Source organism: Bacillus haynesii (genome assembly GCF_001969855.1).
In the GTDB taxonomy this organism is placed as follows: Bacteria; Bacillota; Bacilli; order Bacillales; family Bacillaceae; genus Bacillus; species Bacillus haynesii.
This window is the reverse complement of the sequence record NZ_MRBL01000012.1, coordinates 1-24,629: the sequence shown is the minus strand read 5'-3', so window position 1 is coordinate 24,629 and position 24,629 is coordinate 1. Positions and strand designations below refer to the sequence as shown.

The window sequence follows — 24,629 nt, the reverse complement described above, 5'->3', positions numbered from 1 at the left end:
TATTACTCACAATTTTATATTATATCAAAGCTCTTGTCCTATTTCAACTGCGTTATACATTGAAACGGAAATGAATGACATCGCCGTCTTTAACAATGTATTCTTTCCCTTCAAGGCGGACTTTTCCGGCCTCTTTTGCTGCGGACATGCTTCCCGCCTCCAGCAGATCGTCGTAAGCGACTGTTTCCGCACGGATAAATCCGCGTTCAAAGTCCGTATGGATGATGCCCGCACATTCAGGGGCTTTCATTCCTTTTTTAAATGTCCAAGCTCTGACTTCCTGTTCTCCCGCTGTAAAATAAGTGGCGAGTCCAAGGAGGGAGTAGGACGCTTTAATCAGCTGATCCAGACCGGATTCTTCGATGCCGAGTTCTTCAAGGAACATCGCCTTCTCTTCGCCTTCAAGCTCTGCGATTTCGGACTCAATCTTGGCGCAGACAACGATGACTTCCGCGTTTTCAGCTGCAGCAAATTCCCGGACCTTCTGGACGTACTCGTTTCCTGAAGGATCAGCCACTTCATCCTCGCTGACATTTGCTACATATAAGACAGGTTTTGTCGTCAGCAGATGAAGCTGCTTCAACACCTTTTGCTGCTCTTCCGAGAACTCGACAGAGCGGGCCGGCTTTTCCTGTTCAAACGCCTCTTTTAACTTTGTCAAAATCTCAAATTCAAACACGGCTTCTTTGTCTTTTTGCTTGGCCATCTTTCCGACCCGGCCGATCCGCTTCTCAACGGTTTCAAGGTCAGCCAGTATCAGCTCAAGGTTGATCGTCTCGATATCCGAAATCGGATCTACTTTCCCGGACACGTGTGTGATATTGTCATCGGCAAAACAACGGACAACGTGGCAGATCGCGTCTACTTGGCGGATGTGGGACAGGAACTTGTTTCCGAGCCCTTCTCCTTTTGAAGCTCCTTTTACAATGCCGGCGATATCGGTGAATTCAAATGCGGTAGGGACCGTCTTCTTCGGATTGACGAGTTCTGTCAGCTTTTGCAGACGCTCATCAGGCACCTCTACAATTCCGACGTTTGGATCAATCGTACAGAACGGGTAGTTGGCCGATTCTGCCCCGGCCTGAGTAATTGCATTAAATAAGGTTGATTTCCCAACGTTAGGCAAACCAACAATCCCAGCTGTTAAAGCCATTATTTCATCTCCTCTATAATGAACATCCATGTGTAGTCGTAAATGTTAAACCTGCAACAATTATAAGGATGATTACAGTAAAAGACAAGCTGACAAAACTTGCTTTTCAAGCATACAAACTAAGTGAAAATTCATTTTTCCTTGAGATCGAAAAAAAAGCACGAGGGGGTCCGCTAAGATTAAGATTCGGACTCCTCATGCTTAACTAATATCTTTTTCAGCTTTCTTTGAAACTCTTTGCGCGGGATCATGACGCTGTGTGAACAGCCCTCGCACTTGATCCGGATATCCATTCCCATCCGAATGATCTTCCAGCGGTTCGCCCCGCAGGGATGCGGCTTTTTCATTTCGACCACGTCATTCAGGCCAAATTCTTTATCGGCCAACATCGTTCACCTCTTTGCTTCCTTGTTGTGATCTTATTGTACAAAAAACCACGGCGAAAGAGCAATTCTTCACAATTATAAATATATTTATTTCCATTTACTTAAAATCGGATAAAGTAAGATATTTACCAATAAATACAAATTCAACAACCCGTAAATTGGATATAAAAAAGCGATTAAGTTTGAAAAGCCGATTGACGTAAAAGGCACCATGATCGCGAGGAGCAGGAGGACGATCACCCATCTCGGCCAGTTCACAAATGACAGAAAACGGCTGGACAGACCGAGAATGCTTGAGATCGTCGTTGTGTAGATCGCGACGCAAAGAACAGCCGTCATAAAAATAAAAATCGGAAAAGGCGCGCCCTCCAAAACCGCGAATAAAGGAATTTCATAATGGGCCAGCTCACCGGCAAGCTCTACAAGGGTCTCATTGTACATGTATGAAATAGCGCCAAACACCAGGCCGCTTAATATGCTGGCAATCTTCGCCTCTCCGACTCCCTTCATCTCTTTGCCGACCGCAGATAATACAGCGACAACAGATAATATGTTCAGGGAAGTGAATGCGATGCCGGCAGGCCAGTTGTATTGATGAGTCAAATTGAGCAGCCACGGCTGATGGTGAGCTGTTTGAAAAGAAATCAGCGCATACAGCAGCCCAGCCACCAAAATCGGGATTAAGTAGCTGTTAACGGACAATATGCCATTAAGCCCCCAGAAAAACAACAAGCCTGTGCATAAACAAAACAAGATGACGCCCGTCCAAAACGGGATATGAAAGATTTGCAGCGTTACCCCGCCTCCTGCAATCATCACAATCGTAGTGGTAAACAAATACAGGATGATCAGCACATCGTATACTTTAGCCAGCAGCGGACCGATTAATGTTTCGAGGACAGGCAGAAAATGCTCTGATTTTTGTTCATAGCTGATCTTCATCACAATATAGGTTGACAGGCTGAACATGATCGTAAACAACAGGATAGCCAGTCCGCTTTCATCACCAAAAAACTGCCATATTTCCTGGCCGGATGCATATCCCGCACCTATTAAGCTTCCTAAAATAAGAAGCATCCACTTCATTCCGGCTCTCCACACGATTTGCTCACCCCAACAATATAGTTTTTAAGCTTGTTTCTCCGCTCATGACACTATATTGCCGGTCCTCTATAAAAATTCATGAAACCCCTTTCGACTTTTCTCGTTTAAATAAATATATTATATCAATATAATAAAATGAACTATCACATTTTCTCTTAGTAAAGTATTTTTTCGGCTGGCCAAATCGATTCATCCAAAGCATAAAAAAAGGGACAGCTGGATATACTGTAAACAACCATTCATACTCGAAAACTCACCAAGACACTGCTGTTACCATGATGACAAGGATGTGAAGCCTATGAATCGAAAAGGCGGAATTTTTTCTCAAGAACCAATAAATGAATATATTTCTCATTCGGATCCGCTAGCTGTGAAACAAATAGAGAAAGTCCTTTCCGTCTATTTAAAGGAAGCCGGAGACCGGCCGATCGTGATCGTTTGCATCGGTACAGACCGCTCCACCGGAGATTCGCTCGGTCCCCTCGTAGGAATGAAACTCTCCGCAAAACAGCTGACACGTTTTCATGTCTATGGAACGCTTGCCGATCCGGTTCATGCCGTGAACTTAAATGAAAAACTTGATCATATTCATCAGCAGCATCAAAATCCATTTATGATCGCGATCGATGCCTGTCTTGGACGGACTAAAAGCGTAGGGTCTTTTCAAATCGGCAAAGGGCCTTTGAAGCCGGGAGCAGGCGTTCAGAAAAGCCTGCCCGAAGTCGGCCACGTGCATATTAACGGAATTGTCAATGTCAGCGGCTTTATGGAGTATTTCGTCCTGCAAAATACAAGGCTCAATCTTGTCATGAGCATGGCTAATGTGCTTGCTGACGGGCTGTCTCATTTGGAGAAAGCAGAATGGCAGCGGCGCCATGTGTCACCAATTCAAAGAATGACCGGAAGGATGTCATAAAAAAACCATCTGTATGTGATCAGATGGTTTTTAAGCTTATGCGTCTTCTTGGGCCAGCAATTCGAGAATGCGCTCCAAGTCTTCATTTGAGTAGAATTCGATTTCGATTCTGCCTTTTTTCTTTTGCTTTTTAATGGTCACCGGGGTTCCAAAATAGTTTTGTAAATAAGATTCCCGTTCTTTGATCACTGCATCTTTCACTTGTTTCGACTTCTTTGTTTCACGTGGAACATCAGCATTTAACTGTTGAATTAACTTTTCAAGCTGGCGGACGTTCAGCTGTTCGGACACGACCTTTTGAACAAGCGGCTCAAGCTTTTTCTTGTTTTTCAATCCGAGCAATGTTCGACCATGGCCCATCGATAACGTCCCGTTGTCAATTAACTTTTGGACGTCTTTAGGAAGTGTCAGCAGCCGCAAGTGGTTGGCGATGTGAGGCCTGCTTTTTCCAAGTCTTTTTGCCAGTTGTTCCTGGGTCATCTCGAGATGTTTGAGCAAAGATTCATAGGCTTTTGCTTCTTCAAGCGGAGACAGGTCTTCTCGTTGAAGATTTTCCAATAGGGCAATCTCCATCATCAGGGATTCGGACAGCTCGCGCACAATCGCAGGAATGGTTTCCAATCCGGCTTTTTCAGCAGCCCGGAAGCGGCGTTCTCCGGCTACAATGTCATAACCTTTAATTGACTTTCTGACAATGATGGGCTGCAAAACACCGTGTTGTAGAATGGACTCCTTCAAATCTTTTAACGATTGGTCATCAAACGTTTTTCTTGGCTGATAAGGGTTGGGCCGCAAGTCTTGCAGCTTGATTTCCTCAACCGTTTCTTCGGATAAATCAACATTTGAAAACAATGCATTAATCCCTTTTCCGAGACCTTTAGGCATTCGCAGCCACTTCCTTTGCTAATTCTAAATAGACTTCCGCTCCTCTGGAACGAGGATCATATAAAATGATCGGCTTTCCATGACTCGGTGCTTCACTGAGCCGGACATTCCGGGGGATAACCGTTTGGTATACTTTATCACGGAAGTACTTTTTCACTTCTTCGATGACCTGTATGCCTAAATTCGTTCTTGCATCAAGCATTGTCAGCAATACACCGTCTATCATCAGATCCGTATTTAAATGTTTTTGCACGAGCCGAACCGAGTTGAGCAATTGGCTCAGCCCTTCCAGCGCATAATATTCGCACTGAACCGGAATCACGACGGAATCGGAAGCCGTAAGCGCATTGATTGTAAGCAGCCCTAATGACGGCGGGCAGTCAATAATCATGAAATCATAGTTTTGTTTAACAGATTCCAAAGCCCTTTTCAGCCGGACTTCACGGGAAATGGTCGGAACGAGTTCAATTTCCGCCCCCGCAAGCTGAATCGTTGCAGGAATGACATCCAAGTTTTCTACGGATGTTGTTTTGATGACATCTTTCACATCTGCATCATCTACTAATATATCGTACACACATTGATCAACATCAGCCTTTTCAACGCCGATACCGCTTGTTGCGTTTCCTTGCGGGTCTATGTCGACTAACAAAACCCTTTTCCCGATGTAAGCTAAACAAGCTCCCAGGTTAACGGAAGTTGTCGTTTTGCCAACGCCACCTTTTTGGTTTGTGATCGCAATAATTTTCCCCACAATGTCACCTACTTTCACATTGAACAAGTTTCTCTCATTTCTCTATTTTAACAAAAAAAGAATCAGCCGTTTGCTTTTTTTGAATTTTTGTTTTTTGAAAGAGATCCGTTTTGTTTATTTTTCGACATAAAGAAACCATTTTTTTATCTCAGAAAAAAGAGAAGAGACGTTCAAATGAAGTGAAAGATAGTTTTAATATTATATTAATATAAAAAATCCCCCTGTATTAGGGGGACTTCAATCAATCTGCTGCGGGCATTTTCCGGGTGGCAATAGCAATCCTGTTCCAGGCATTAATCGTGACGACTGCCATGATCAGTTCGGCTGTTTCAGCTTCTGAAAAATGGGTCCTGACTTCGTTGTATACTTCATCCGGCAGCCCGTGCTCGCCGATTCGCGTAACGGCTTCAGTCAGCGCCAATACTGCCCGCTCTTTTTCCGTGAAAAAAGGCGCTTCCCGCCACGCATTAAGCGCATATATCCGCTGTTCCGTCTCACCGTTCTGCCTTGCATCCTTCGTATGCATATTTAAGCAGAAAGCACATCCGTTCAGCTGTGAAGCCCGGATTTTGATCAATTCCTTTAAGATGGGGTCAATGCCTGAAGAAGCCTGCGCTTTTTCAAGCTCCAGCATTCCTTTGTAGCCCTCAGGGTTTACTTTTTCCATTAGAAATCTCGTTTCCATGTCTATTCCTCCTTTAAGTGTTTCACTTATATAACAAGTGAGGAACGGCGTTTGTGACAGAAAACGTTATATTTTAATGTGCTTCAGTTTATCGGGATTTGACACGATAAACACATTTTTGATGGAATCGCCTTCCGGATTCCAAGCAAAGCAAACGGCGTAAGCCGGGCGGTTGTTTTTAATAATCAACACACCCTTTTGGCCGTTGATATCGACAGGCATAAAGCGGCCGGAAAAGCTTCCCTTTGAAACAACTCCCGTAAAAAACGCATAAATGCGGCTCTTTCCATAGATCGGTCTCAAAGCGCTACGCACTTTTCCGCCGCCATCTGTATACAAGACGGCATCTTCAATCAATTTCTTGGAAAACTCCTCAAAATTACCGGTTCTCGCTGATTCGATAAACAGCCGGGCCAATTGCTGTTCTTCAACCGGCTGTGATAATACTGAAATTTCCCCGTTTAATTTCTGTTTCAGACGGCTGTGGATTTTACGGCAGTTCGCTTCCGACTTCCCGATAATGGACGAAATTTCCTTATAATGATATCCAAACACTTCCCTAAACATCAAAACGGCTCTTTCTACAGGATTTAATCGGCTCATAACTACCAGAAAAGCATAGGAAACCTTTTCTTTTTCTTCAACGTACTCAGCCGGACTTTGAGCTGAAAGTGCCACCTGCGGTTCCGGAAGCCATTCCCCGATATATACCTCTCGCTTCTTGCGGGCAGACTGCAGTTCATTTATGCAGCGGTTTGTGATAGATTTCGTCAAATATGCTTGAATATGGTCAATTTGACTGATATCTTTTTCCTGAAGGTCTGCGAACAATTCTTGGACGATGTCCTCTGCATCTTGCAAAGAACCGAGCATACGGTAAGCAATTGAAAAAAGCAATGAATGATATTGTCGATAATATTCCATAGATGCTCCCCCATAGATATTTTGCCTAAAAAAATAAAAGCTCTATAGGGAGCTTTTATTTCGGTATCTTGATCGTAAACTGAATATATTCTTCAAATTCCTCTTCTTCCGTATTCAGTTTGACGCCGCTGTCTTCCACCATTGATAAGGACTGGCGAATCGTATTCATCGCGATTCTCGCGTCCCTGCTGTACGCTTTTCTCTTTGGTTTCGGCTTGCGTTTATCCTGCTCAAGCATTTTGACGACACGGTCTTCGGTTTGTTTTACATTTAAATTCTTTTCGATGACTTCATGTAACAGCTTGACCTGAAGGTCGGGCTGTTTCAACGGTATGAGCGCTCTGGCATGGCGCTCTGAAATTTCTTTTTTCAAGATCGCTTCCTGCACCTCTTCCGGAAGCTTTAACAGTCTGAGCTTATTGGCGATTGTTGACTGGCCCTTTCCAAGCCTTTGTGCAAGGGCTTCCTGTGTCAAATCGTGAAGCTCTAAAAGCCTTGCATAAGCATGCGCCTCTTCAATCGAAGATAATTCTTCCCTCTGAAGGTTTTCGATAAGAGCGACAGAAGCGGTCTCCGTATCTGAAAAATCCTTAATAATAGCGGGAACCTTCTCCCAATCGAGCGTTTGAACCGCCCGCCAGCGCCGCTCTCCGGCTATGAGTTCATATTGGCCTTCCCGCTCTGTTTTTCTGACGACAATCGGCTGGATAATGCCGTGTGTATGAATGGTTGCAGCTAATTCTTTAATTTTTTCTTCTGAGAAAATGGTGCGCGGCTGAAAACGGTTAGGAATTATATCGCCTACTGGAATCTCTTGAATTTCTTCTTTATTCGTATCATGTTCAGCAATCTCTGCTTCTTCTTCCTTGTCGCCAAGTCCGAAGAGACGAGAGAATGAATGCTTCATGTACCTACACCACCTTTAAACACTGCCATTTTTATAATTCTATTTTCTCATGAATTTTCCTTCTGTGACATCACGAAATTTGAAGAAAACGAATAATTTAACCTTCAATAGGAGATTTATTAGGTGTTCCAGGCTTTCTTGGAAATTTCTTCGGTGTCTGAGATTGCTTTTTGATGACAATGATGTTTCTGTCGCTTTCTTCTATTGGCAGCTGAAAAGAATGTACGGTTTCAATTTCGCCTCCAAGTGTTTTGATGGCTTTTTTGCCCGTTTCAATTTCTTCATCAGCCGAAGCTGCTTTTAATGCTACGAATAAGCCGTCTTTTTTCACAAGCGGAAGGCAGAGCTCGCTGAGAACCGAAAGGCGGGCGACAGCGCGTGCCGTCACGACGTCATAGCTTTCTCTGTGGTCTTTCGATCTTCCGAATATTTCCGCGCGGTCATGGTAAAAAGCTGTGTTTTCCAGCTTCAAAGCATCTGACAGCTGATTCAAAAAGTGAATCCGTTTGTTCAGTGAGTCAACGATTGTGACGTGAAGGTGCGGAAAGCAGATTTTAATCGGAAGGCTTGGAAATCCGGCGCCCGCTCCAACATCACAGAGACTGGTCATCTTTTTGAAATCAACGTAAAAAGAAGCGGCAATGGAATCGTAAAAATGCTTTAAGTACACTTCTTTTTTCTCGGTAATCGAGGTTAAATTCATTTTTTCGTTCCATTCAACAAGCCATTCGTAATAGGTCTCAAATTGCTCCAGCTGGAAGGAGGAAAGGGAGATGCCTTTCTCTTCCAAACCGGCTGTAAATTGCTCAATGTTCATGCCGTCACCCTTTCTATTCCGCAACCTTGGCAATCCGTCCCTGCTCTAAGTAGACGAGCAGAATGGAAATATCAGCAGGATTGACGCCGGAAATCCGTGAGGCTTGTGCGACAGACAGCGGTCTGACCTCTTTCAATTTTTGGCGCGCTTCCGTTGCAATGCCTTTGATCGCGTCATAGTCGATTCTGTCAGGAATCTTTTTGTTTTCCATTTTCTTTAGTTTTTCGACCTGCTGCAAGGACTTTTCAATATATCCTTCATACTTAATTTGAATTTCTACCTGTTCAGTAACGTCGCCGGCGACTTTTTGTTCAGGCGGCGCAAGAGCTGTGACGGTTTCATAGTTCATTTCCGGCCGCTTCATCAGGTCGGTCGCGCGAATGCCGTCTTTGAGCTCGCTGCCGCCTAGTGAACGGATATATTCCTGATTTTCCTTTGTCGGTTTGATAATAACAGAATGAAGACGTTTTTTCTCTGCTTCAATGGCCGCTTTTTTCTCTTGAAACTTTTGATATCGTTCTTCAGAAATCAAGCCGATCTGATAGCCGATCTCGGTCAGGCGCAAATCTGCATTGTCGTGACGCAGAAGCAGCCTGTACTCCGCACGCGAAGTCAGCAGACGGTACGGTTCGTTTGTTCCTTTCGTCACAAGGTCGTCGATCAATACACCGATATAAGCGTCAGAACGGCTGAGAATGACCTCTTCTTTGCCAAGCGCTTTCCGGCCCGCATTGATGCCGGCCATAATTCCCTGTCCGGCCGCTTCTTCATAGCCTGATGTTCCGTTAATCTGTCCGGCTGTGAATAGTCCCGGAATTTTTTTCGTTTCCAGTGTCGGCCACAGTTGAGTCGGTACGATCGCATCATATTCAATCGCGTATCCCGCCCGCATCATTTGCACATTTTCAAGACCGGGAATAGTTGAAAGCATTTTTCGCTGCACATCTTCCGGAAGGCTTGTCGACAATCCCTGGACATAGACTTCCTGAGTGTTGCGACCTTCAGGCTCAAGAAAGATCTGGTGTCTCGGCTTATCATTAAAGCGGACGACCTTGTCTTCAATAGACGGGCAATATCTCGGCCCCGTTCCTTTGATCATGCCCGAGTACATCGGTGAGCGATGCAGATTGTTGTCAATGATTTCGTGCGTTTCCGGACTTGTATATGTGAGCCAGCAAGGAAGCTGGTCTGTAATATATTCCACCGTCTCATACGAAAAGGCCCGCGGCACTTCATCACCGGGCTGAATTTCCGTTTTGCTGTAGTCAATCGAATGGCTGTTGACCCGAGGCGGCGTTCCTGTTTTAAAGCGGACGAGGTCAAAGCCGAGCTCTTCAAGGTGCTCAGACAGCTTGATGGACGGCTGCTGGTTGTTCGGTCCGCTGGAGTATGACAGATCGCCAAGAATGATTTTCCCTCTCAAAAATGTTCCCGTCGTCAAAACAACGGTCTTAGAACGGTACTCCGCCCCTGTTTGGGTTACAACGCCCCGGCATTCCCCGTCTTCAATGAGAAGGCGTTCGACCATTCCTTGCAGCATGGTCAAATTCGGTTCATTCTCAAGTGTCTTTTTCATCTCGTGCTGATATTGGAATTTATCAGCCTGAGCCCGCAGCGCACGGACGGCAGGTCCTTTTCCTGTATTTAAAAGCCTCATTTGGATATGAGTTTTATCGATATTTTTAGCCATTTCCCCGCCGAGCGCATCGATTTCGCGGACGACGATTCCTTTTGCAGGTCCGCCGACAGACGGGTTACATGGCATGAAAGCAACCATATCAAGGTTAATCGTTAAGACAAGCGTTTTTGCGCCTTGTCTGGCTGACGCCAGCGCCGCTTCAACACCGGCGTGGCCGGCGCCGACGACAACGACGTCATATTGGCCTGCTTCATAGCCCATATGCTTGTTCCTCCTTTATTTTCCTAAGCAAAATTGAGAGAAGAGCTGGTCGATCAGGCTTTCATGTACAGCATCGCCAATGATCTCCCCGAGAACTTCCCAACATCTTGTTAAATCAATTTGAACCATATCGATCGGCACATCGTTTTCGATGCCCTCCAAAGCGTCAGTGATGGCGCGCTTCGCCTCATGCAGCAGTGAGATGTGCCTTGTATTGCTGACATATGTCAAGTCGCCGCTCTCGATCGTGCCTGTGAAAAACAGCGATTGAATGGCTTCCTCCAGCTCATCAATCCCTTCCTCTTTCAATAAGGATGTCGTGACGACAGGCTGATTCCCCGCCAATTCCCGAACGCGATCAAGATCAAGCTTTTGCTCAAGATCGGTCTTATTGACGATGACGATGATGTCCATTCCCTTTGTTGCTTCAAAGAGCTTGATGTCTTCTTCTGAAAGGGGCTCGCTGTAATTGAGGACAAGTAAAATCAAATCGGCTTCTTTTAAAACCTGTCTTGAACGTTCAACGCCGATTCGCTCGACGATGTCTTCGGTCTCGCGGATCCCGGCTGTATCGACAAGACGCAGCGGCACGCCTCTGACATTCACATATTCTTCAATGACATCCCGCGTCGTTCCCGGAATATCCGTTACAATCGCTTTTGTCTCATGGACGAGACTGTTTAAAAGCGAGGACTTGCCGACATTGGGCCGCCCGATGATAACCGTCGAGATGCCTTCTCTTAATATTTTACCCTGCTCTGAAGTCGTCAGCAGCGCCTCGATTTCCTTTTTGACCTTTGTCGCCTTTTCAATCAGCATCTTGTGTGTCATTTCTTCGACATCATCGTATTCCGGATAGTCAATATTCACTTCAACGTGAGCCAATGTTTCAAGAATCTCGGCTCTCAACCGTTTGATCAGTGAAGACAGCCTTCCTTCCATCTGATTCATGGCCACATTCATAGCGCGGTCTGTTTTGGCCCTGATGAGATCCATGACAGCTTCAGCCTGGGAAAGATCGATTCTTCCGTTCAAAAAGGCTCTTTTCGTAAATTCCCCCGGTTCCGCCAGACGCGCTCCCTCTTTCAAAACGAGCTGAAGCACCTGGTTGACGGTCACAAGTCCGCCGTGGCAGTTGATTTCTACAATATCTTCCCGCGTAAAAGTTTTCGGCGCTTTCAGTACCGAAACCATGACTTCTTCCACGACTTTTTCCGTTTCCGGATCAACGATATGACCGTAGTTAATCGTATGTGAATCGACGGAACTCAGCCTTTTCCCGCGAGGTCCTTTATATACTTTATCGGCGATCGCAAGAGCCTCAGGGCCGCTCATCCGAACGATCGCAATCGCCCCTTCTCCCATCGGCGTTGAAATCGCAGCGATGGTATCCATGGCTTTCACCTCTCTTTTTCATTCGTATATCTATTATCCCCATTTGTCCGGGGCATCTTCCAAACATCGTATATGGATGAAAAACTTTTATTGTAATCAAAATTTAAAGATAACATAGTTTCAATTGAAGTGAAAGTGACTTGAACCGTTATCCACAACCGTTCTAAGCCATCATTACTTACTTTAACTTATCCACATGTGAATAACAATTAAATTTCATTTTCATCAACAGCTTACACCGAAAAAACTAGAACTTAAACTGATTTTGTCTGCATTCATCGATTTTGCAACGGCAAAAAACCGAAGTCCCTATTTTGGGAACTTCGGTTTTCCTGTTATTTTTTATATGAGATGACAAGGTGCCGGTTATGGTCTTCTCCGGTAGAGTAAGTTTCGATATGCTGCGAGTAGCCTGCAAGCGTATCATGGATGACCTTGCGCTCACCGGAAGGCATCGGCTCCAGGTGAATGTCTTTTTTCTGCCTGGACGCCTGGTCAGCAAGCTTCAATGCAAGCTGAGCCAGTGTTTCCTTCCGCTTTGCACGGTATCCTTCGGCGTCAACCACCGCTTGGATATATCTGTCGGAATGACGATTGAGCACGAGCTGCGTCAGCGTTTCAAGGGCATTTAAAGTTTGTCCCCTTTTTCCAATTAAAAGAGCTGTTTTATCACCTTTTAACTGGAAAACCACTCGTTTTGACTCCTCTTTTGCCGTCACCTGGGCTTGTATTCCCATATTCGAAATCACATTTTCCAAATACTGTTTCGCTTCTTTAACCGGGTCTATTTTTTCCCGAATGTTCACGACTGCAGACCGATGACCGAAAATGCCGAATAATCCCTTTTTTCCTTCATCAACTACGTCGACTTCGACATCATCTGCATGAAGGCCTAGCTGTTCAAGCCCGGATTGCACTGCTTCATCGACGGTACGTCCAGTAGCAGTCAGTTCCTTCACTTTTTCTTACCTCCGGATTTTTTTCCTCCGGCTGCCGCTTCCTGTCTCTCTGCCTTTAGATCAGGCCCTTTGATAAAGAAGGTTTGAGCAATCATGAATAAGTTACCGACTACCCAGTACAGAGAAAGAGCCGCCGGGAAACTGATCGCAAATACAACGATCATGATCGGCATCAGCCAAAGCATCATCGCCATCTGCGGATTTTGCTGCGCTGTTCCCGCCATCATCAGCTTTTGCTGAATGAAAGTGAACACACCGGCGAGAATCGGCAAAATGAAATACGGATCACGCTCCCCAAGGTCAAACCATAAAAAGCTGTGTTCTGCGATTTCCCGCGTTCTCATAATGGCATGATAGAATCCGATTAAAATCGGCATTTGAATTAAGATCGGGAAACATCCGGCAAGCGGGTTAACCCCGTGCTTTTGCATGAGAGCCATCGTTTCCTGTTGAAGCTTCTGCTGCGTTTTTTGATCTTTAGAACTGTATTTTTCGCGAAGTTTTTGCATTTCAGGCTGGAGAGCCTGCATCGCTTTCGAACTCTTCGTCTGCTTGATCATCAGCGGCAAAATTAAAAGTCTGATTAAGAGCGTGACGATGATAATCGCGAGTCCGAAGTTTTCATTCGTTAAATTTGCTACATACGTGATCAGCTGTGACAACGGGTATACGATATACGTGTTCCAAAACCCTTCGCTTTCTGCAGTGATCGGCTGGTTGATTTCCGTACATCCAGCTAAGAGCACGATAACGCCGATCATACTGAACAATAATAAAATTCGCCTCTTCAACAACATTTCCTCCTAAATCTTCATTCTTCAACCGGTATTTTTCGGTTATGACCATTAAAAAGACATACTTTCTCGTATTTTATCATCTTTCTCCCCGAATGGGCGACGACATTTTTCAGGAGCTAAAGGAAGCGCTTAAAAATGAGGAGCCATAACTTCTTTCTAACCCGGACTATGATGGCTGATTCGGTTTTTTCCGGTAGACAAACGACTTTCTGAAAAGATGCTGCAAACTTTTTTTCGTCTCTTCATATGACAATTCAGCTGCAGGCTTTCTTGCAATGATAATGTAGTCATTTTCTTGTTTTAATAGATCCCGCTCTTCCTGGATGACCTGGCGAATCAGCCGCTTTACCCGGTTGCGCACGACTGCGTTTCCGATTTTCTTGCTGACCGACAGTCCCACCCGAAACTCTTTCGCCTCAGGCTGGTGAAGCACATATAAAACATATTGCCGGTTTGCCATCGATTTGCCTTTTTTAAATACTTTTTGAAAATCTTCATTTTTCTTTAATCGATTTCGCTTTTTCATATCTTCTTTCACTCCGATAACAAGCTGGCAAATGGGCCTGGTCATTCCTCTATGTAAAAAAGACCACTGACATTATTCAGTGGCCTAAGCTGATAATACTTTTCTTCCTTTGCGGCGACGACGTGCTAATACAAGACGTCCATTTTTAGAACTCATACGGCTGCGAAAGCCATGAACTTTGCTGCGCTTACGGTTATTTGGTTGAAATGTTCTTTTCATGTATGACACCTCCCTCGAGGAATAGCTGTTAAAGACAGTCTAATTTATTATATTGGGATGAGCAGTTCATTGTCAACTTCGCTCACACATTTCTTTTTTGCACCATAATAGGATAACACATATCAATTTTCTTCGAAAGCCTAATTTCATTTTTCCTCAATTTTAGCTTAAAAGATTTTTTTGGAAGCGGGAAAATGGGATGAAAGAAGCGAAAAAAAGCCAATGTGGATATCTTTTGCCTCGTTTTTTCTATCCACAATCATTATCGACAACATTTTCACAAAACTAACCGTTGTGGACAATATTTCTTCAACAGTTTGTATAGTGTGTGGATAAGTTCCTCGCAACCATTGCAACCACTCGATTATTCTGATATTATATTTGTGTTTTAACTCTTGATAACAAATTGGCTGCCAATCCCTTATCCACAAACTGTGGATAAGTTGTGGAAAGTTTTTTCACAGGGTGTGCAGTAATTTGTCCACATCTTGTGAAAAATGTCGAAAAGACGTTTTTCTACTATATTATATGTTTTCAACATTTCATTAACGAATGGACTCATCCATTTGCTCTTTTTTTGTGTTCTATAACAGGTTGGACAAGCAAATATTGCTGGTAAAGGAGGGACGAACCGCCATTATGAAAAACATATCGGATCTTTGGAATCAAGCTTTGGGGCAGATTGAAAAAAAATTGAGTAAGCCCAGCTTTGAAACATGGATGAAATCGACAAAGGCCCATTCATTGCAGGGCGATACGCTGATCATCACCGCACCGAACGAGTTTGCCAGAGACTGGCTTGAATCAAGATACCTGCACCTGATCGCCGATACGATCTACGATCTGACTGGAGAAGAATTGAGCATTAAATTTGTCATTCCTCAGAATCAAAATGAAGAAGATTTTATGCCCAAGTCTCCAATCAAAAAAATGTCGAAAGAAGAACCGGCTGATTTTCCGCAAAACATGCTGAATCCCAAATATACATTTGATACGTTCGTTATCGGTTCAGGAAACCGATTCGCCCATGCGGCGTCTTTGGCAGTGGCTGAGGCCCCGGCGAAAGCTTACAATCCGCTGTTTATTTATGGGGGAGTCGGACTTGGAAAGACTCACTTAATGCATGCGATCGGACACTATGTCATCGATCACAATCCATCTGCAAAAGTGGTTTATTTGTCATCTGAGAAATTTACCAATGAGTTCATTAACTCGATCCGTGACAATAAAGCTGTCGATTTCCGCAATCGCTATCGAAATGTTGACGTTCTTTTGATAGATGATATTCAATTTTTAGCCGGAAAAGAACAGACGCAAGAGGAATTTTTCCATACGTTTAATACGCTGCATGAAGAAACAAAGCAGATCGTCATTTCCAGCGACCGGCCTCCAAAAGAGATTCCAACGCTTGAAGACCGTTTGCGCTCCCGTTTTGAATGGGGATTGATCACAGACATCACGCCTCCTGATCTGGAAACAAGAATTGCGATTTTAAGAAAGAAAGCAAAGGCAGAAGGACTTGATATCCCGAATGAAGTCATGCTTTATATTGCAAATCAGATCGACAGCAATATCAGGGAGCTGGAAGGGGCATTAATCAGGGTTGTCGCATATTCTTCCTTGATCAATAAAGACATCAACGCCGATCTGGCTGCTGAAGCTTTGAAAGATATCATTCCGTCTTCAAAGCCGAAAGTCATTACAATTAAAGACATCCAAAGAATCGTCGGCCAGCAGTTCAATATCAAGCTGGAGGATTTCAAGGCGAAGAAACGGACAAAATCGGTAGCTTTTCCGCGGCAGATCGCTATGTATCTATCAAGAGAAATGACAGATTCTTCTCTTCCGAAGATCGGCGAAGAGTTTGGCGGACGCGACCACACGACTGTCATCCATGCCCACGAGAAAATATCAAAACTGCTGAGCGATGATGAACAGCTCCAGCAGCAGATTAAAGAAATTAAAGAGCAGCTGAGATAAGTGGTGAGCGGGAAAGTGTGAATAACTTGAACATAGTCTTACACAGTCTGTCCACATGTGGATAGGCTGTGTTTCCGTTCGTTATTGACACTTATCCACAAATCCACAGCCCCTACTAGTACTTCTGCTATTTTTATAAAACATAATAATTAATAGATTCCCGCAAGGAGGATGATTATGAAGTTTACAATTCAAAAAGACCGCCTAGTCGAAGGTGTCCAAGATGTGTTAAAAGCCGTTTCTTCAAGAACGACGATTCCGATCTTAACCGGTATTAAAATTGTGGCCTCTGATGAAGGTGTCTCTCTGACAGGCAGCGATTCCGATATTTCGATTGAATCGTTTATCCCGAAAGAAGACGGCGATTTAGAGATCGTGACAATTGAACAGCCCGGCAGCATTGTGCTTCAAGCCCGTTTTTTTAGTGAAATTGTCAAAAAGCTGCCGATGTCAACGGTGGAAATCGAGGTTCAAAATCAATACTTAACGATCATCCGCTCCGGCAAAGCAGAGTTTAACTTAAACGGTTTGGATGCAAGCGAATATCCACTTTTGCCGCAAATTGAAGAGCATCACGCTTTTCAAATTCCGACCGATCTGCTGAAAAACCTAATTCGCCAAACCGTTTTTGCGGTGTCCACCTCAGAAACACGCCCAATCTTGACAGGTGTAAACTGGAATGTCGCGGGCGGTGAATTAATATGCACTGCGACGGATAGCCACCGTCTGGCGCTAAGAAAAGCTAAGCTCGAGATTAACGAAGACAGTTCATACAATGTCGTCATCCCGGGAAAAAGCTTAACCGAGCTGAGCAAGATCCTTGATGACCACCAGGAGCTTGTCGATATTGTCATTACCGAAACACAAGTGCTGTTTAAAACAAAAAACGTGCTGTTTTTCTCAAGGCTGCTTGACGGAAACTATCCGGATACAAACCGCCTGATTCCTCAGGAAAGCAAAACGAACATGATCGTCAATACTAAGGAATTTCTTCAGGCGATCGACAGGGCTTCGCTCTTGGCGAGAGAAGGACGAAACAACGTGGTGAAACTTTCCGCAGCCGCCAATGAGTCGATCGAAATTTCTTCAAACTCTCCGGAGATCGGAAAGGTTGTCGAAACGGTGAATGCCGAGCAGATTGAAGGGGAAGACTTAAAGATATCCTTTAGTCCGAAATATATGCTGGATGCCCTTAAAGTTCTTGAAGGAGAGGACATTCATGTGAGCTTCACGGGCGCTATGAGGCCTTTTCTGATCCGTACGCCGAATGACGATTCGATCGTCCAATTAATTCTTCCTGTCCGGACGTATTAATTTGTTGGAATAGAAAGTTGCCGGCTGGTCCGGCAGCTTCTCTTATTTTTTCGGGAGAAAAGCGCTCTCGTCCTGCCTTGGTTGTTCATACCGCAAGTTTCCCCTTTCCTTCTTTCCCTGTTTTTTAGTACAATTAGATATTAGTGATATTGAAAGAGGTCGATATAATGACAAAGACGGTGGCTATTGATACAGAGATGATTACCCTCGGTCAGTTTTTGAAATTGGCGGATGTCATTCAGTCCGGAGGAATGGCAAAATGGTTTTTATCGGAATATGAAGTACTCGTCAATGACGAGCCGGATAACCGCCGCGGACGAAAACTGTATGTCGGAGATGTGGTGACGATTGAAGGATTCGGTTCTTTTCAAGTCGTCGGCTAAAAGCAGGTGGTATTGATTGTATATCCAAAATCTTACATTATCATCTTACCGTAATTATGAGCGCCTTGACCTTCATTTTGAGAACAAAGTGAACGTGATTATCGGAGAGAATGCTCAAGGAAAAACGAATTTGATGGAAGCGATCTATGTGCTTGCGATGGCGAAATCCCATCGGACGTCAAATGATAAAGAACTCATACGATGGGATGAAGACTATGCTAAAATAGAAGGCAGGGTCATTAAAAAAAACGGTTCTGTACCCATCCAGCTTGTGATTTCCAAAAAAGGAAAAAAAGGTAAAGTGAATCACATTGAACAGCAGAAGCTGAGCCAGTATGTCGGGGCTGTCAACACGATTATGTTTGCGCCGGAGGATTTAAATCTTGTAAAAGGAAGTCCTCAGGTCAGAAGAAGGTTTCTCGATATGGAAATCGGCCAAGTATCACCTGTCTATCTTCATGACCTTTCTCTTTACCAAAAAATCCTTTCACAACGGAATCATTTCTTGAAGCAGCTTCAAACGAGAAAGCAGACCGATCAAACGATGCTTGACGTGCTGACGGAACAGCTTACGGAATTCGCGGCAAAGGTTGTGATGAAACGGCTTCAATTTGTCGAACAGCTTGAAAAATGGGCTCAGCCCATTCATTCCGGAATTTCAAGAGGTCTGGAAGAGCTGACGTTAAAGTATCATACGTCTCTTCACGTATCAGATTCGCCCGATTTGTCGAAAATGATCAATAGTTATCAAGAAACGTTTTCTAAATTAAGAGATAAAGAAATAGAACGGGGAGTTTCTCTTTCAGGTCCCCACAGGGATGATGTTCTTTTCTACGTCAATGGCCGTGATGTGCAGACTTACGGATCGCAGGGCCAGCAGCGTACGACTGCATTGTCACTTAAATTGGCTGAAATTGATTTGATTCAGGAAGAGATAGGAGAATACCCGATTCTGCTTTTGGATGATGTTTTATCAGAGCTGGACGACTATCGGCAGTCTCACTTGCTCCACACCATTCAAGGCCGTGTTCAAACATTCGTAACAACGACAAGCGTTGATGGAATTGATCATAAAACCTTAAACGAAGCGGAAATCTTTCGTGTTGAAAATGGCACGCTATCGGACTGAGAAAATGGGGTGAGGGATTGTATATCCACTTAGGTGACGATTTTGTCGTCTCAACGCGTGAAATTGTGGCTATTTTTGATTACAAGGCAAAGACATCGCCGATTGTTGAAGAGTTTTTAAACAAGCAAAGACAGCGAATCGTCTCTTCTAACAGCACGCCGAAGTCAATTGTTGTCACATTACAATCAATTTATTTTTCTCCTTTAGCCTCAGGCACGTTGAAAAAACGGGCGCAATCCAAGCCGGAAATCGATTCATAAAGAATCTTAACTATAAATTTATTATGTTTGAAGAAAAGTGTAGGTGAATGTGCGTGGCAATGGAACAGCAAAATAATTACGATGAAAATCAGATACAGGTTCTAGAGGGATTGGAAGCCGTGCGGAAAAGACCCGGAATGTACATCGGGTCGACAAGCGGCAAAGGTCTGCACCATTTAGTATGGGAAATTGTCGATAACAGCATCGATGAAGCATTAGCCGGTTACTGCACTGAAATCAATGTCGAAATTGAAAAAGACAACAGCATCACTGTAAAAGACAACGGACGGGGGATTCCGGTCGGTATTCATGAAAAGATGGGCCGTCCTGCTGTGGAAGTCATCATGACTGTCCTGCACGCCGGAGGAAAGTTTGACGGAAGCGGATATAAAGTTTCAGGCGGTTTGCACGGCGTCGGTGCTTCTGTTGTTAACGCCCTTTCAACCGAGCTCGATGTAACGGTTTACAGAGATGGAAAAGTCCATTATCAGGAATTTGAACGGGGCGTTCCGCAAGCTGATTTGAAAGTCATCGGAGAAACGGAAGTGACGGGAACAACCACTCACTTCAAGCCTGATCCGGAAATATTTACGGAAACGACTGAATACGACTATGATACGCTTGCCACTCGTGTCCGGGAGCTCGCTTTCTTGACAAAGGGCATCAAAATCACGATCGAAGACAAGCGAGATGGAAAAGAGCGCAAGAATGAATACTGCTATGAAGGCGGTATTAAAAGCTATGTTGAACACTTGAACCGTTCGCGGGAAGTTGTTCATGAAGAGCCTGTCTACATTGAAGGATCCAAAGACGGCATTACGGTCGAGGTGGCGCTCCAATACAATGACAGCTATACCAGCAACATCTATTCATTTGCTAACAACATTCATACGTATGAAGGCGGAACGCATGAAGCCGGCTTTAAGACCGGTTTGACGAGGGTCATCAATGATTACGCGAGAAGAAACGGCGTATTCAAAGAAAGCGATCCAAACTTAAGCGGGGAAGACGTCCGTGAAGGTTTAACAGCGATCATTTCAATCAAGCACCCGGATCCTCAATTTGAAGGGCAGACGAAAACAAAGCTTGGCAACTCAGAAGCGCGTACGATAACAGATGCACTGTTTTCAGAAGCGCTCGAAAAGTTTCTGCTTGAAAACCCGGATTCAGCGAAAAAAATCGTTGAGAAAGGGGTTATGGCTGCCAGAGCACGGATGGCCGCAAAGAAAGCGCGCGAATTGACGCGCAGAAAAAGCGCCCTTGAAGTGTCAAATCTGCCGGGGAAACTGGCTGACTGTTCTTCTAAAGACCCGACGATTTCCGAGCTTTACATCGTTGAGGGTGACTCTGCAGGCGGATCGGCAAAACAGGGCCGCGACCGTCATTTCCAAGCTATTTTGCCTTTAAGAGGGAAAATTTTGAACGTCGAAAAAGCCCGCCTGGACAAAATTTTGTCCAACAATGAGGTTCGTTCTATGATCACCGCGCTTGGCACCGGAATCGGGGAAGATTTCAACCTTGAAAAAGCCCGCTACCACAAAGTGGTGATTATGACGGATGCCGACGTCGACGGTGCACACATCAGAACATTGCTGCTGACCTTTTTCTACCGCTACATGAGGCAGATCATCGAACAAGGGTATGTCTATATCGCTCAGCCGCCTCTTTACAAAGTACAGCAGGGGAAACGTGTTGAGTATGCGTACAATGACCAGCAGCTCGAAGAAATTTTAAAAGAGCTTCCGCAAAATCCTAAGCCAGGCCTGCAGCGCTATAAAGGTTTGGGTGAGATGAACGCGACACAGCTTTGGGAAACGACGATGGATCCTGAAACGCGGACATTGCTTCAAGTAACGCTCAAAGATGCGATCGATGCGGATGAAACCTTTGAAATGCTGATGGGCGACAAGGTTGAGCCGCGCCGCAATTTTATCGAAGAGAATGCCCGATATGTAAAGAATTTGGATATTTAATGATTGTAAGGCCTTATTTTCGCTTAATTGAAATAAGGTCTTTTCTAGAATGAGCCTTTGGCGCTCTAGTCATTTGATGTGTATAAAATCAAGATTATTGATATAATGGAGAATAGCCTAATTCGTTGAAGAGTATAAATACAAATCTACTCCCACACAACTCATGTAGATTCTCCAGGGAGGTTTTTTAATGAGTGAACAACATAAGCCCCAAGTTCAGGAAGTCAATATCAGTCAGGAAATGCGCACATCTTTTTTAGATTACGCAATGAGTGTTATTGTTTCCCGCGCTCTTCCGGACGTAAGAGACGGTCTGAAGCCGGTGCACAGAAGAATATTGTATGCGATGAACGACCTTGGGATGACAAGTGATAAGCCGTATAAAAAATCCGCGCGTATTGTCGGCGAAGTTATCGGTAAGTACCACCCGCATGGTGATTCTGCTGTTTACGAAGCAATGGTCAGAATGGCGCAGGATTTTAACTATCGGTACATGCTCGTTCAAGGCCATGGAAACTTCGGTTCTGTCGACGGCGACTCGGCTGCGGCCATGCGTTACACAGAAGCGAGAATGTCTAAAATATCAATGGAAATTCTGCGCGACATCAATAAAGACACAATCGATTACCAGGACAACTATGACGGATCGGAAAAAGAGCCGGTTGTCATGCCCGCGAGATTTCCGAACCTGCTGGTCAACGGAGCGGCCGGTATTGCTGTAGGTATGGCCACCAACATCCCGCCGCATCAGCTCGGCGAAGTCATTGACGGGGTCTTGGCGGTCAGCAAAAACCCTGATATCACGCTTCCGGAATTGATGGACATCATTCCTGGACCCGACTTCCCTACTGCAGGGCTGATCTTGGGAAGAAGCGGTATCCGCAAAGCCTATGAAACAGGCCGGGGGTCTATTACGCTTCGAGCCAAAGCTCAAATCGAAGAAACATCTTCCGGTAAACCGGTAATCATTGTTACGGAAATACCGTACCAGGTGAATAAAGCAAGGCTGATCGAAAAAATCGCCGATCTGGTGCGCGATAAGAAAATCGACGGCATTACAGATCTCCGCGATGAATCAGACCGAAACGGTATGCGCATCGTCATTGAACTGAGAAGGGATGCAAATGCTAATGTACTGTTAAATAACTTGTACAAGCAGACCGCTCTTCAAACATCATTCGGCATTAATCTTTTGGCGCTTGTTGACGGACAGCCGAAAGTATTGAGCTTGAAGCAGTGTCTGGAGCATTATCTTGACCATCAAAAAGTCGTGATCAGAAGGCGTACAGCATTCGAGCTTCGCAAAGCGGAAGCGCGGGCCCATATTCTTGAGGGCTTGAGAGTGGCGCTTGATCACCTTGATGAAGTTATTTCCCTAATTAGAAATTCACAAACGGCTGAAATCGCAAAAAACGGATTGATCGAGAAATTTTCTTTGACTGAAAAACAGGCCCAGGCGATTTTGGACATGCGTCTGCAGCGTTTAACAGGGCTGGAACGCGAAAAAATCGAAGAGGAATATCAAAGCCTTGTTGAGCTGATTGCAGAGCTAAAAGCAATCTTAGCAGACGAAGAGAAGGTTCTTGAAATCATTCGGGAAGAGCTCACAGAAGTCAAAGAGCGCTTTAATGATGAGCGCCGTACAGAAATCGTGACATCAGGCCTTGAGACGATTGAGGATGAAGATCTCATCACGCGTGAGAATATCGTTGTGACTTTAACTCATAACGGATATATCAAACGCCTGCCTTCTTCCACTTACCGCAGCCAAAAACGGGGCGGAAAAGGCATTCAGGGCATGGGAACAAATGAAGACGACTTCGTTGAACACCTGATATCAACATCCACCCATGACACCATTCTCTTCTTCTCGAATAAAGGGAAGGTGTACCGTGCGAAAGGATATGAGATCCCTGAATTCGGACGGACAGCAAAGGGAATTCCGATTATTAACCTGCTTGAAGTGGAAAAAGGAGAATGGATCAACGCGATTATTCCGGTAAGCGAATTTGATGACGAGTCTTATTTGTTCTTCACGACAAAACACGGAATATCAAAACGCACGCCGCTTTCCCAATTCGCGAATATCCGCAATAACGGATTGATCGCCTTAAGCCTCCGCGATGAGGATGAATTGATGGCCGTCCGCCTGACGGATGGAAATAAACAAATTATTATCGGCACGAAGAACGGTTTGCTGATCCGTTTCCCTGAAACAGATGTAAGGCAAATGGGAAGAACAGCAGCCGGCGTTAAGGGGATCACTCTGACAGATGACGATGTTGTCGTCGGCATGGAGATTTTAGAAGAGGATTCTCACGTGCTAATCGTAACTGAAAAGGGCTACGGAAAACTGACGCCAGCTTCAGAATACAGGGTTCAAAGCCGTGGAGGAAAAGGGCTGAAGACCTGCAAAATCACAGAAAATAACGGATCTCTTGTGACAGTGAAGGCAACAACAGGAGAAGAAGATTTAATGATCATCACAGCAAGCGGCGTGATCATTCGGATGGATATTAAAGATATTTCCACGACCGGCCGCGTCACTCAGGGTGTGCGCCTTATCCGCTTAGGTGAACAAGAGCATGTCGCGACTGTCGCTTTAGTTGAAAAAGATGATGAGAACGATACAGAAGAACAGGAACAGGAAGCGGACGAATCATAAAAACATGCAGCCAAATGGCTGCATGTTTTTCTATTCAATCTTTCAAATATAATCTTTTCATCAGAAGCATAATGTGCTATAATTTCTCTTGGTCGCTTAAAAGCAACAACAAAAACTTTTTTAAAAAAAGTGTTGACCGCTTGTCTCATAAATGTTATATTTAAGTGGTCGCTTTGAGAGCGGCAACGAAGTTCTTTGAAAACTAAACAAGACAAAACGTACCTGTTAATTCATTAAATAAATCGCACATGTGAATGTGCGTAGTCAGGGGCCTGCACGATGCAGGTCATGCAGATGTTGTCACAGGATGTGACGAACTTAATCTGCGCTCCATTATTTCATGGAGAGTTTGATCCTGGCTCAGGACGAACGCTGGCGGCGTGCCTAATACATGCAAGTCGAGCGGATCGACGGGAGCTTGCTCCCTTAGGTTAGCGGCGGACGGGTGAGTAACACGTGGGTAACCTGCCTGTAAGACTGGGATAACTCCGGGAAACCGGGGCTAATACCGGATGCTTGATTGAACCGCATGGTTCAATTATAAAAGGTGGCTTCGGCTACCACTTACAGATGGACCCGCGGCGCATTAGCTAGTTGG

General features: G+C 44.7%; 23 protein-coding genes and 1 rRNA gene. 9 read left to right on the top strand and 15 right to left on the bottom strand.

What is annotated here, in order from left to right:
* Nucleotides 1–52: 52 nt before the first annotated feature.
* The 3 genes from ychF to BTA31_RS11035 all read right to left on the bottom strand — a co-directional run bounded on the left by ychF (nucleotide 53) and on the right by BTA31_RS11035 (nucleotide 2,640).
* Entirely contained in the window at nucleotides 53–1,153 is a 1,101-nt protein-coding gene (gene ychF / locus BTA31_RS11050) for a redox-regulated ATPase YchF (RefSeq protein WP_076791532.1), read from the bottom strand.
* A 179-nt stretch (nucleotides 1,154–1,332) separates the two neighbouring features.
* Nucleotides 1,333–1,539: a DUF951 domain-containing protein gene (locus BTA31_RS11040; protein ID WP_043925046.1), complete on the bottom strand. Its 207-nt coding sequence runs from the start codon at nucleotides 1,537–1,539 to the stop codon at nucleotides 1,333–1,335.
* An 87-nt stretch (nucleotides 1,540–1,626) separates the two neighbouring features.
* A complete protein-coding gene (locus BTA31_RS11035) occupies nucleotides 1,627–2,640 on the bottom strand; it encodes a YkvI family membrane protein (RefSeq protein ID WP_076791526.1) in 1,014 nt (337 codons plus the stop codon).
* 301 nt (nucleotides 2,641–2,941) lie between these two features.
* On the opposite strand from BTA31_RS11035, the gene yyaC reads away from it, so the two are divergent.
* The gene (gene yyaC, locus BTA31_RS11030; RefSeq protein ID WP_043928245.1) at nucleotides 2,942–3,559 is read left to right on the top strand and encodes a spore protease YyaC; all 618 of its coding nucleotides are present in this window, start codon (nucleotides 2,942–2,944) and stop codon (nucleotides 3,557–3,559) included.
* A 36-nt stretch (nucleotides 3,560–3,595) separates the two neighbouring features.
* Here yyaC and BTA31_RS11025 read toward each other — a convergent pair whose 3' ends face one another.
* From BTA31_RS11025 to rpmH, 12 genes are all read right to left on the bottom strand, one after another.
* Nucleotides 3,596–4,444: a ParB/RepB/Spo0J family partition protein gene (locus BTA31_RS11025; RefSeq protein ID WP_076791523.1), complete on the bottom strand. Its 849-nt coding sequence runs from the start codon at nucleotides 4,442–4,444 to the stop codon at nucleotides 3,596–3,598.
* On the bottom strand, nucleotides 4,437–5,198 hold the full coding sequence (soj, locus tag BTA31_RS11020; RefSeq protein WP_020453647.1) for a sporulation initiation inhibitor protein Soj: 762 nt from the start codon (nucleotides 5,196–5,198) through the stop codon (nucleotides 4,437–4,439). Before soj ends, BTA31_RS11025 begins: the two co-directional genes overlap by 8 nt.
* 241 nt (nucleotides 5,199–5,439) lie before the next feature.
* Entirely contained in the window at nucleotides 5,440–5,883 is a 444-nt protein-coding gene (locus BTA31_RS11015; protein WP_043928248.1) for a carboxymuconolactone decarboxylase family protein, read from the bottom strand.
* A gap of 66 nt (nucleotides 5,884–5,949) precedes the next feature.
* Complete coding sequence (locus BTA31_RS11010) at nucleotides 5,950–6,807, bottom strand: RNA polymerase sigma-70 factor (protein WP_043928249.1); 858 nt, start codon at nucleotides 6,805–6,807, stop codon at nucleotides 5,950–5,952.
* Between the two features lie 55 nt (nucleotides 6,808–6,862).
* Complete coding sequence (gene noc, locus BTA31_RS11005; RefSeq protein ID WP_023856799.1) at nucleotides 6,863–7,714, bottom strand: nucleoid occlusion protein; 852 nt, start codon at nucleotides 7,712–7,714, stop codon at nucleotides 6,863–6,865.
* 97 nt (nucleotides 7,715–7,811) lie between these two features.
* Complete coding sequence (rsmG, locus tag BTA31_RS11000; protein WP_043928251.1) at nucleotides 7,812–8,531, bottom strand: 16S rRNA (guanine(527)-N(7))-methyltransferase RsmG; 720 nt, start codon at nucleotides 8,529–8,531, stop codon at nucleotides 7,812–7,814.
* Between the two features lie 13 nt (nucleotides 8,532–8,544).
* On the bottom strand, nucleotides 8,545–10,431 hold the full coding sequence (gene mnmG / locus BTA31_RS10995; protein WP_043928252.1) for a tRNA uridine-5-carboxymethylaminomethyl(34) synthesis enzyme MnmG: 1,887 nt from the start codon (nucleotides 10,429–10,431) through the stop codon (nucleotides 8,545–8,547).
* Nucleotides 10,432–10,446: 15 nt separating this feature from the next.
* Complete coding sequence (gene mnmE, locus BTA31_RS10990) at nucleotides 10,447–11,826, bottom strand: tRNA uridine-5-carboxymethylaminomethyl(34) synthesis GTPase MnmE (RefSeq protein ID WP_043928254.1); 1,380 nt, start codon at nucleotides 11,824–11,826, stop codon at nucleotides 10,447–10,449.
* A 335-nt stretch (nucleotides 11,827–12,161) separates the two neighbouring features.
* On the bottom strand, nucleotides 12,162–12,785 hold the full coding sequence (gene jag, locus BTA31_RS10985) for an RNA-binding cell elongation regulator Jag/EloR (protein WP_076791521.1): 624 nt from the start codon (nucleotides 12,783–12,785) through the stop codon (nucleotides 12,162–12,164).
* Entirely contained in the window at nucleotides 12,782–13,582 is an 801-nt protein-coding gene (spoIIIJ, locus tag BTA31_RS10980) for a YidC family membrane integrase SpoIIIJ (protein ID WP_043928256.1), read from the bottom strand. The genes jag and spoIIIJ overlap by 4 nt, the downstream gene beginning before the upstream one ends.
* A 166-nt stretch (nucleotides 13,583–13,748) precedes the next feature.
* Nucleotides 13,749–14,108 (bottom strand): ribonuclease P protein component, encoded by a 360-nt coding sequence (gene rnpA / locus BTA31_RS10975; protein ID WP_020453656.1) that lies wholly within the window; start codon nucleotides 14,106–14,108, stop codon nucleotides 13,749–13,751.
* Between the two features lie 84 nt (nucleotides 14,109–14,192).
* Entirely contained in the window at nucleotides 14,193–14,327 is a 135-nt protein-coding gene (rpmH, locus tag BTA31_RS10970) for a 50S ribosomal protein L34 (RefSeq protein WP_003178075.1), read from the bottom strand.
* A gap of 639 nt (nucleotides 14,328–14,966) precedes the next feature.
* Between rpmH and dnaA the strand changes: the two genes are divergently transcribed.
* The 8 genes from dnaA to BTA31_RS10930 form a co-directional block, all read left to right on the top strand.
* Complete coding sequence (gene dnaA, locus BTA31_RS10965; RefSeq protein WP_009330034.1) at nucleotides 14,967–16,307, top strand: chromosomal replication initiator protein DnaA; 1,341 nt, start codon at nucleotides 14,967–14,969, stop codon at nucleotides 16,305–16,307.
* Between the two features lie 177 nt (nucleotides 16,308–16,484).
* On the top strand, nucleotides 16,485–17,621 hold the full coding sequence (gene dnaN / locus BTA31_RS10960) for a DNA polymerase III subunit beta (RefSeq protein ID WP_076791518.1): 1,137 nt from the start codon (nucleotides 16,485–16,487) through the stop codon (nucleotides 17,619–17,621).
* A gap of 167 nt (nucleotides 17,622–17,788) precedes the next feature.
* Nucleotides 17,789–18,004, top strand: a complete 216-nt coding sequence (yaaA, locus tag BTA31_RS10955; RefSeq protein WP_003178084.1) for a S4 domain-containing protein YaaA — start codon at nucleotides 17,789–17,791, stop codon at nucleotides 18,002–18,004.
* 16 nt (nucleotides 18,005–18,020) lie between these two features.
* A complete protein-coding gene (gene recF / locus BTA31_RS10950; protein ID WP_076791515.1) occupies nucleotides 18,021–19,133 on the top strand; it encodes a DNA replication/repair protein RecF in 1,113 nt (370 codons plus the stop codon).
* Nucleotides 19,134–19,150: 17 nt separating this feature from the next.
* Entirely contained in the window at nucleotides 19,151–19,393 is a 243-nt protein-coding gene (remB, locus tag BTA31_RS10945; RefSeq protein ID WP_043928258.1) for an extracellular matrix regulator RemB, read from the top strand.
* Nucleotides 19,394–19,452: 59 nt separating this feature from the next.
* The gene (gene gyrB / locus BTA31_RS10940) at nucleotides 19,453–21,366 is read left to right on the top strand and encodes a DNA topoisomerase (ATP-hydrolyzing) subunit B (protein ID WP_043928259.1); all 1,914 of its coding nucleotides are present in this window, start codon (nucleotides 19,453–19,455) and stop codon (nucleotides 21,364–21,366) included.
* Nucleotides 21,367–21,556: 190 nt separating this feature from the next.
* Nucleotides 21,557–24,031, top strand: a complete 2,475-nt coding sequence (gene gyrA, locus BTA31_RS10935; protein WP_043928260.1) for a DNA gyrase subunit A — start codon at nucleotides 21,557–21,559, stop codon at nucleotides 24,029–24,031.
* 337 nt (nucleotides 24,032–24,368) lie between these two features.
* A 16S ribosomal RNA gene (locus tag BTA31_RS10930) occupies nucleotides 24,369–24,629 on the top strand; the annotation flags it as partial.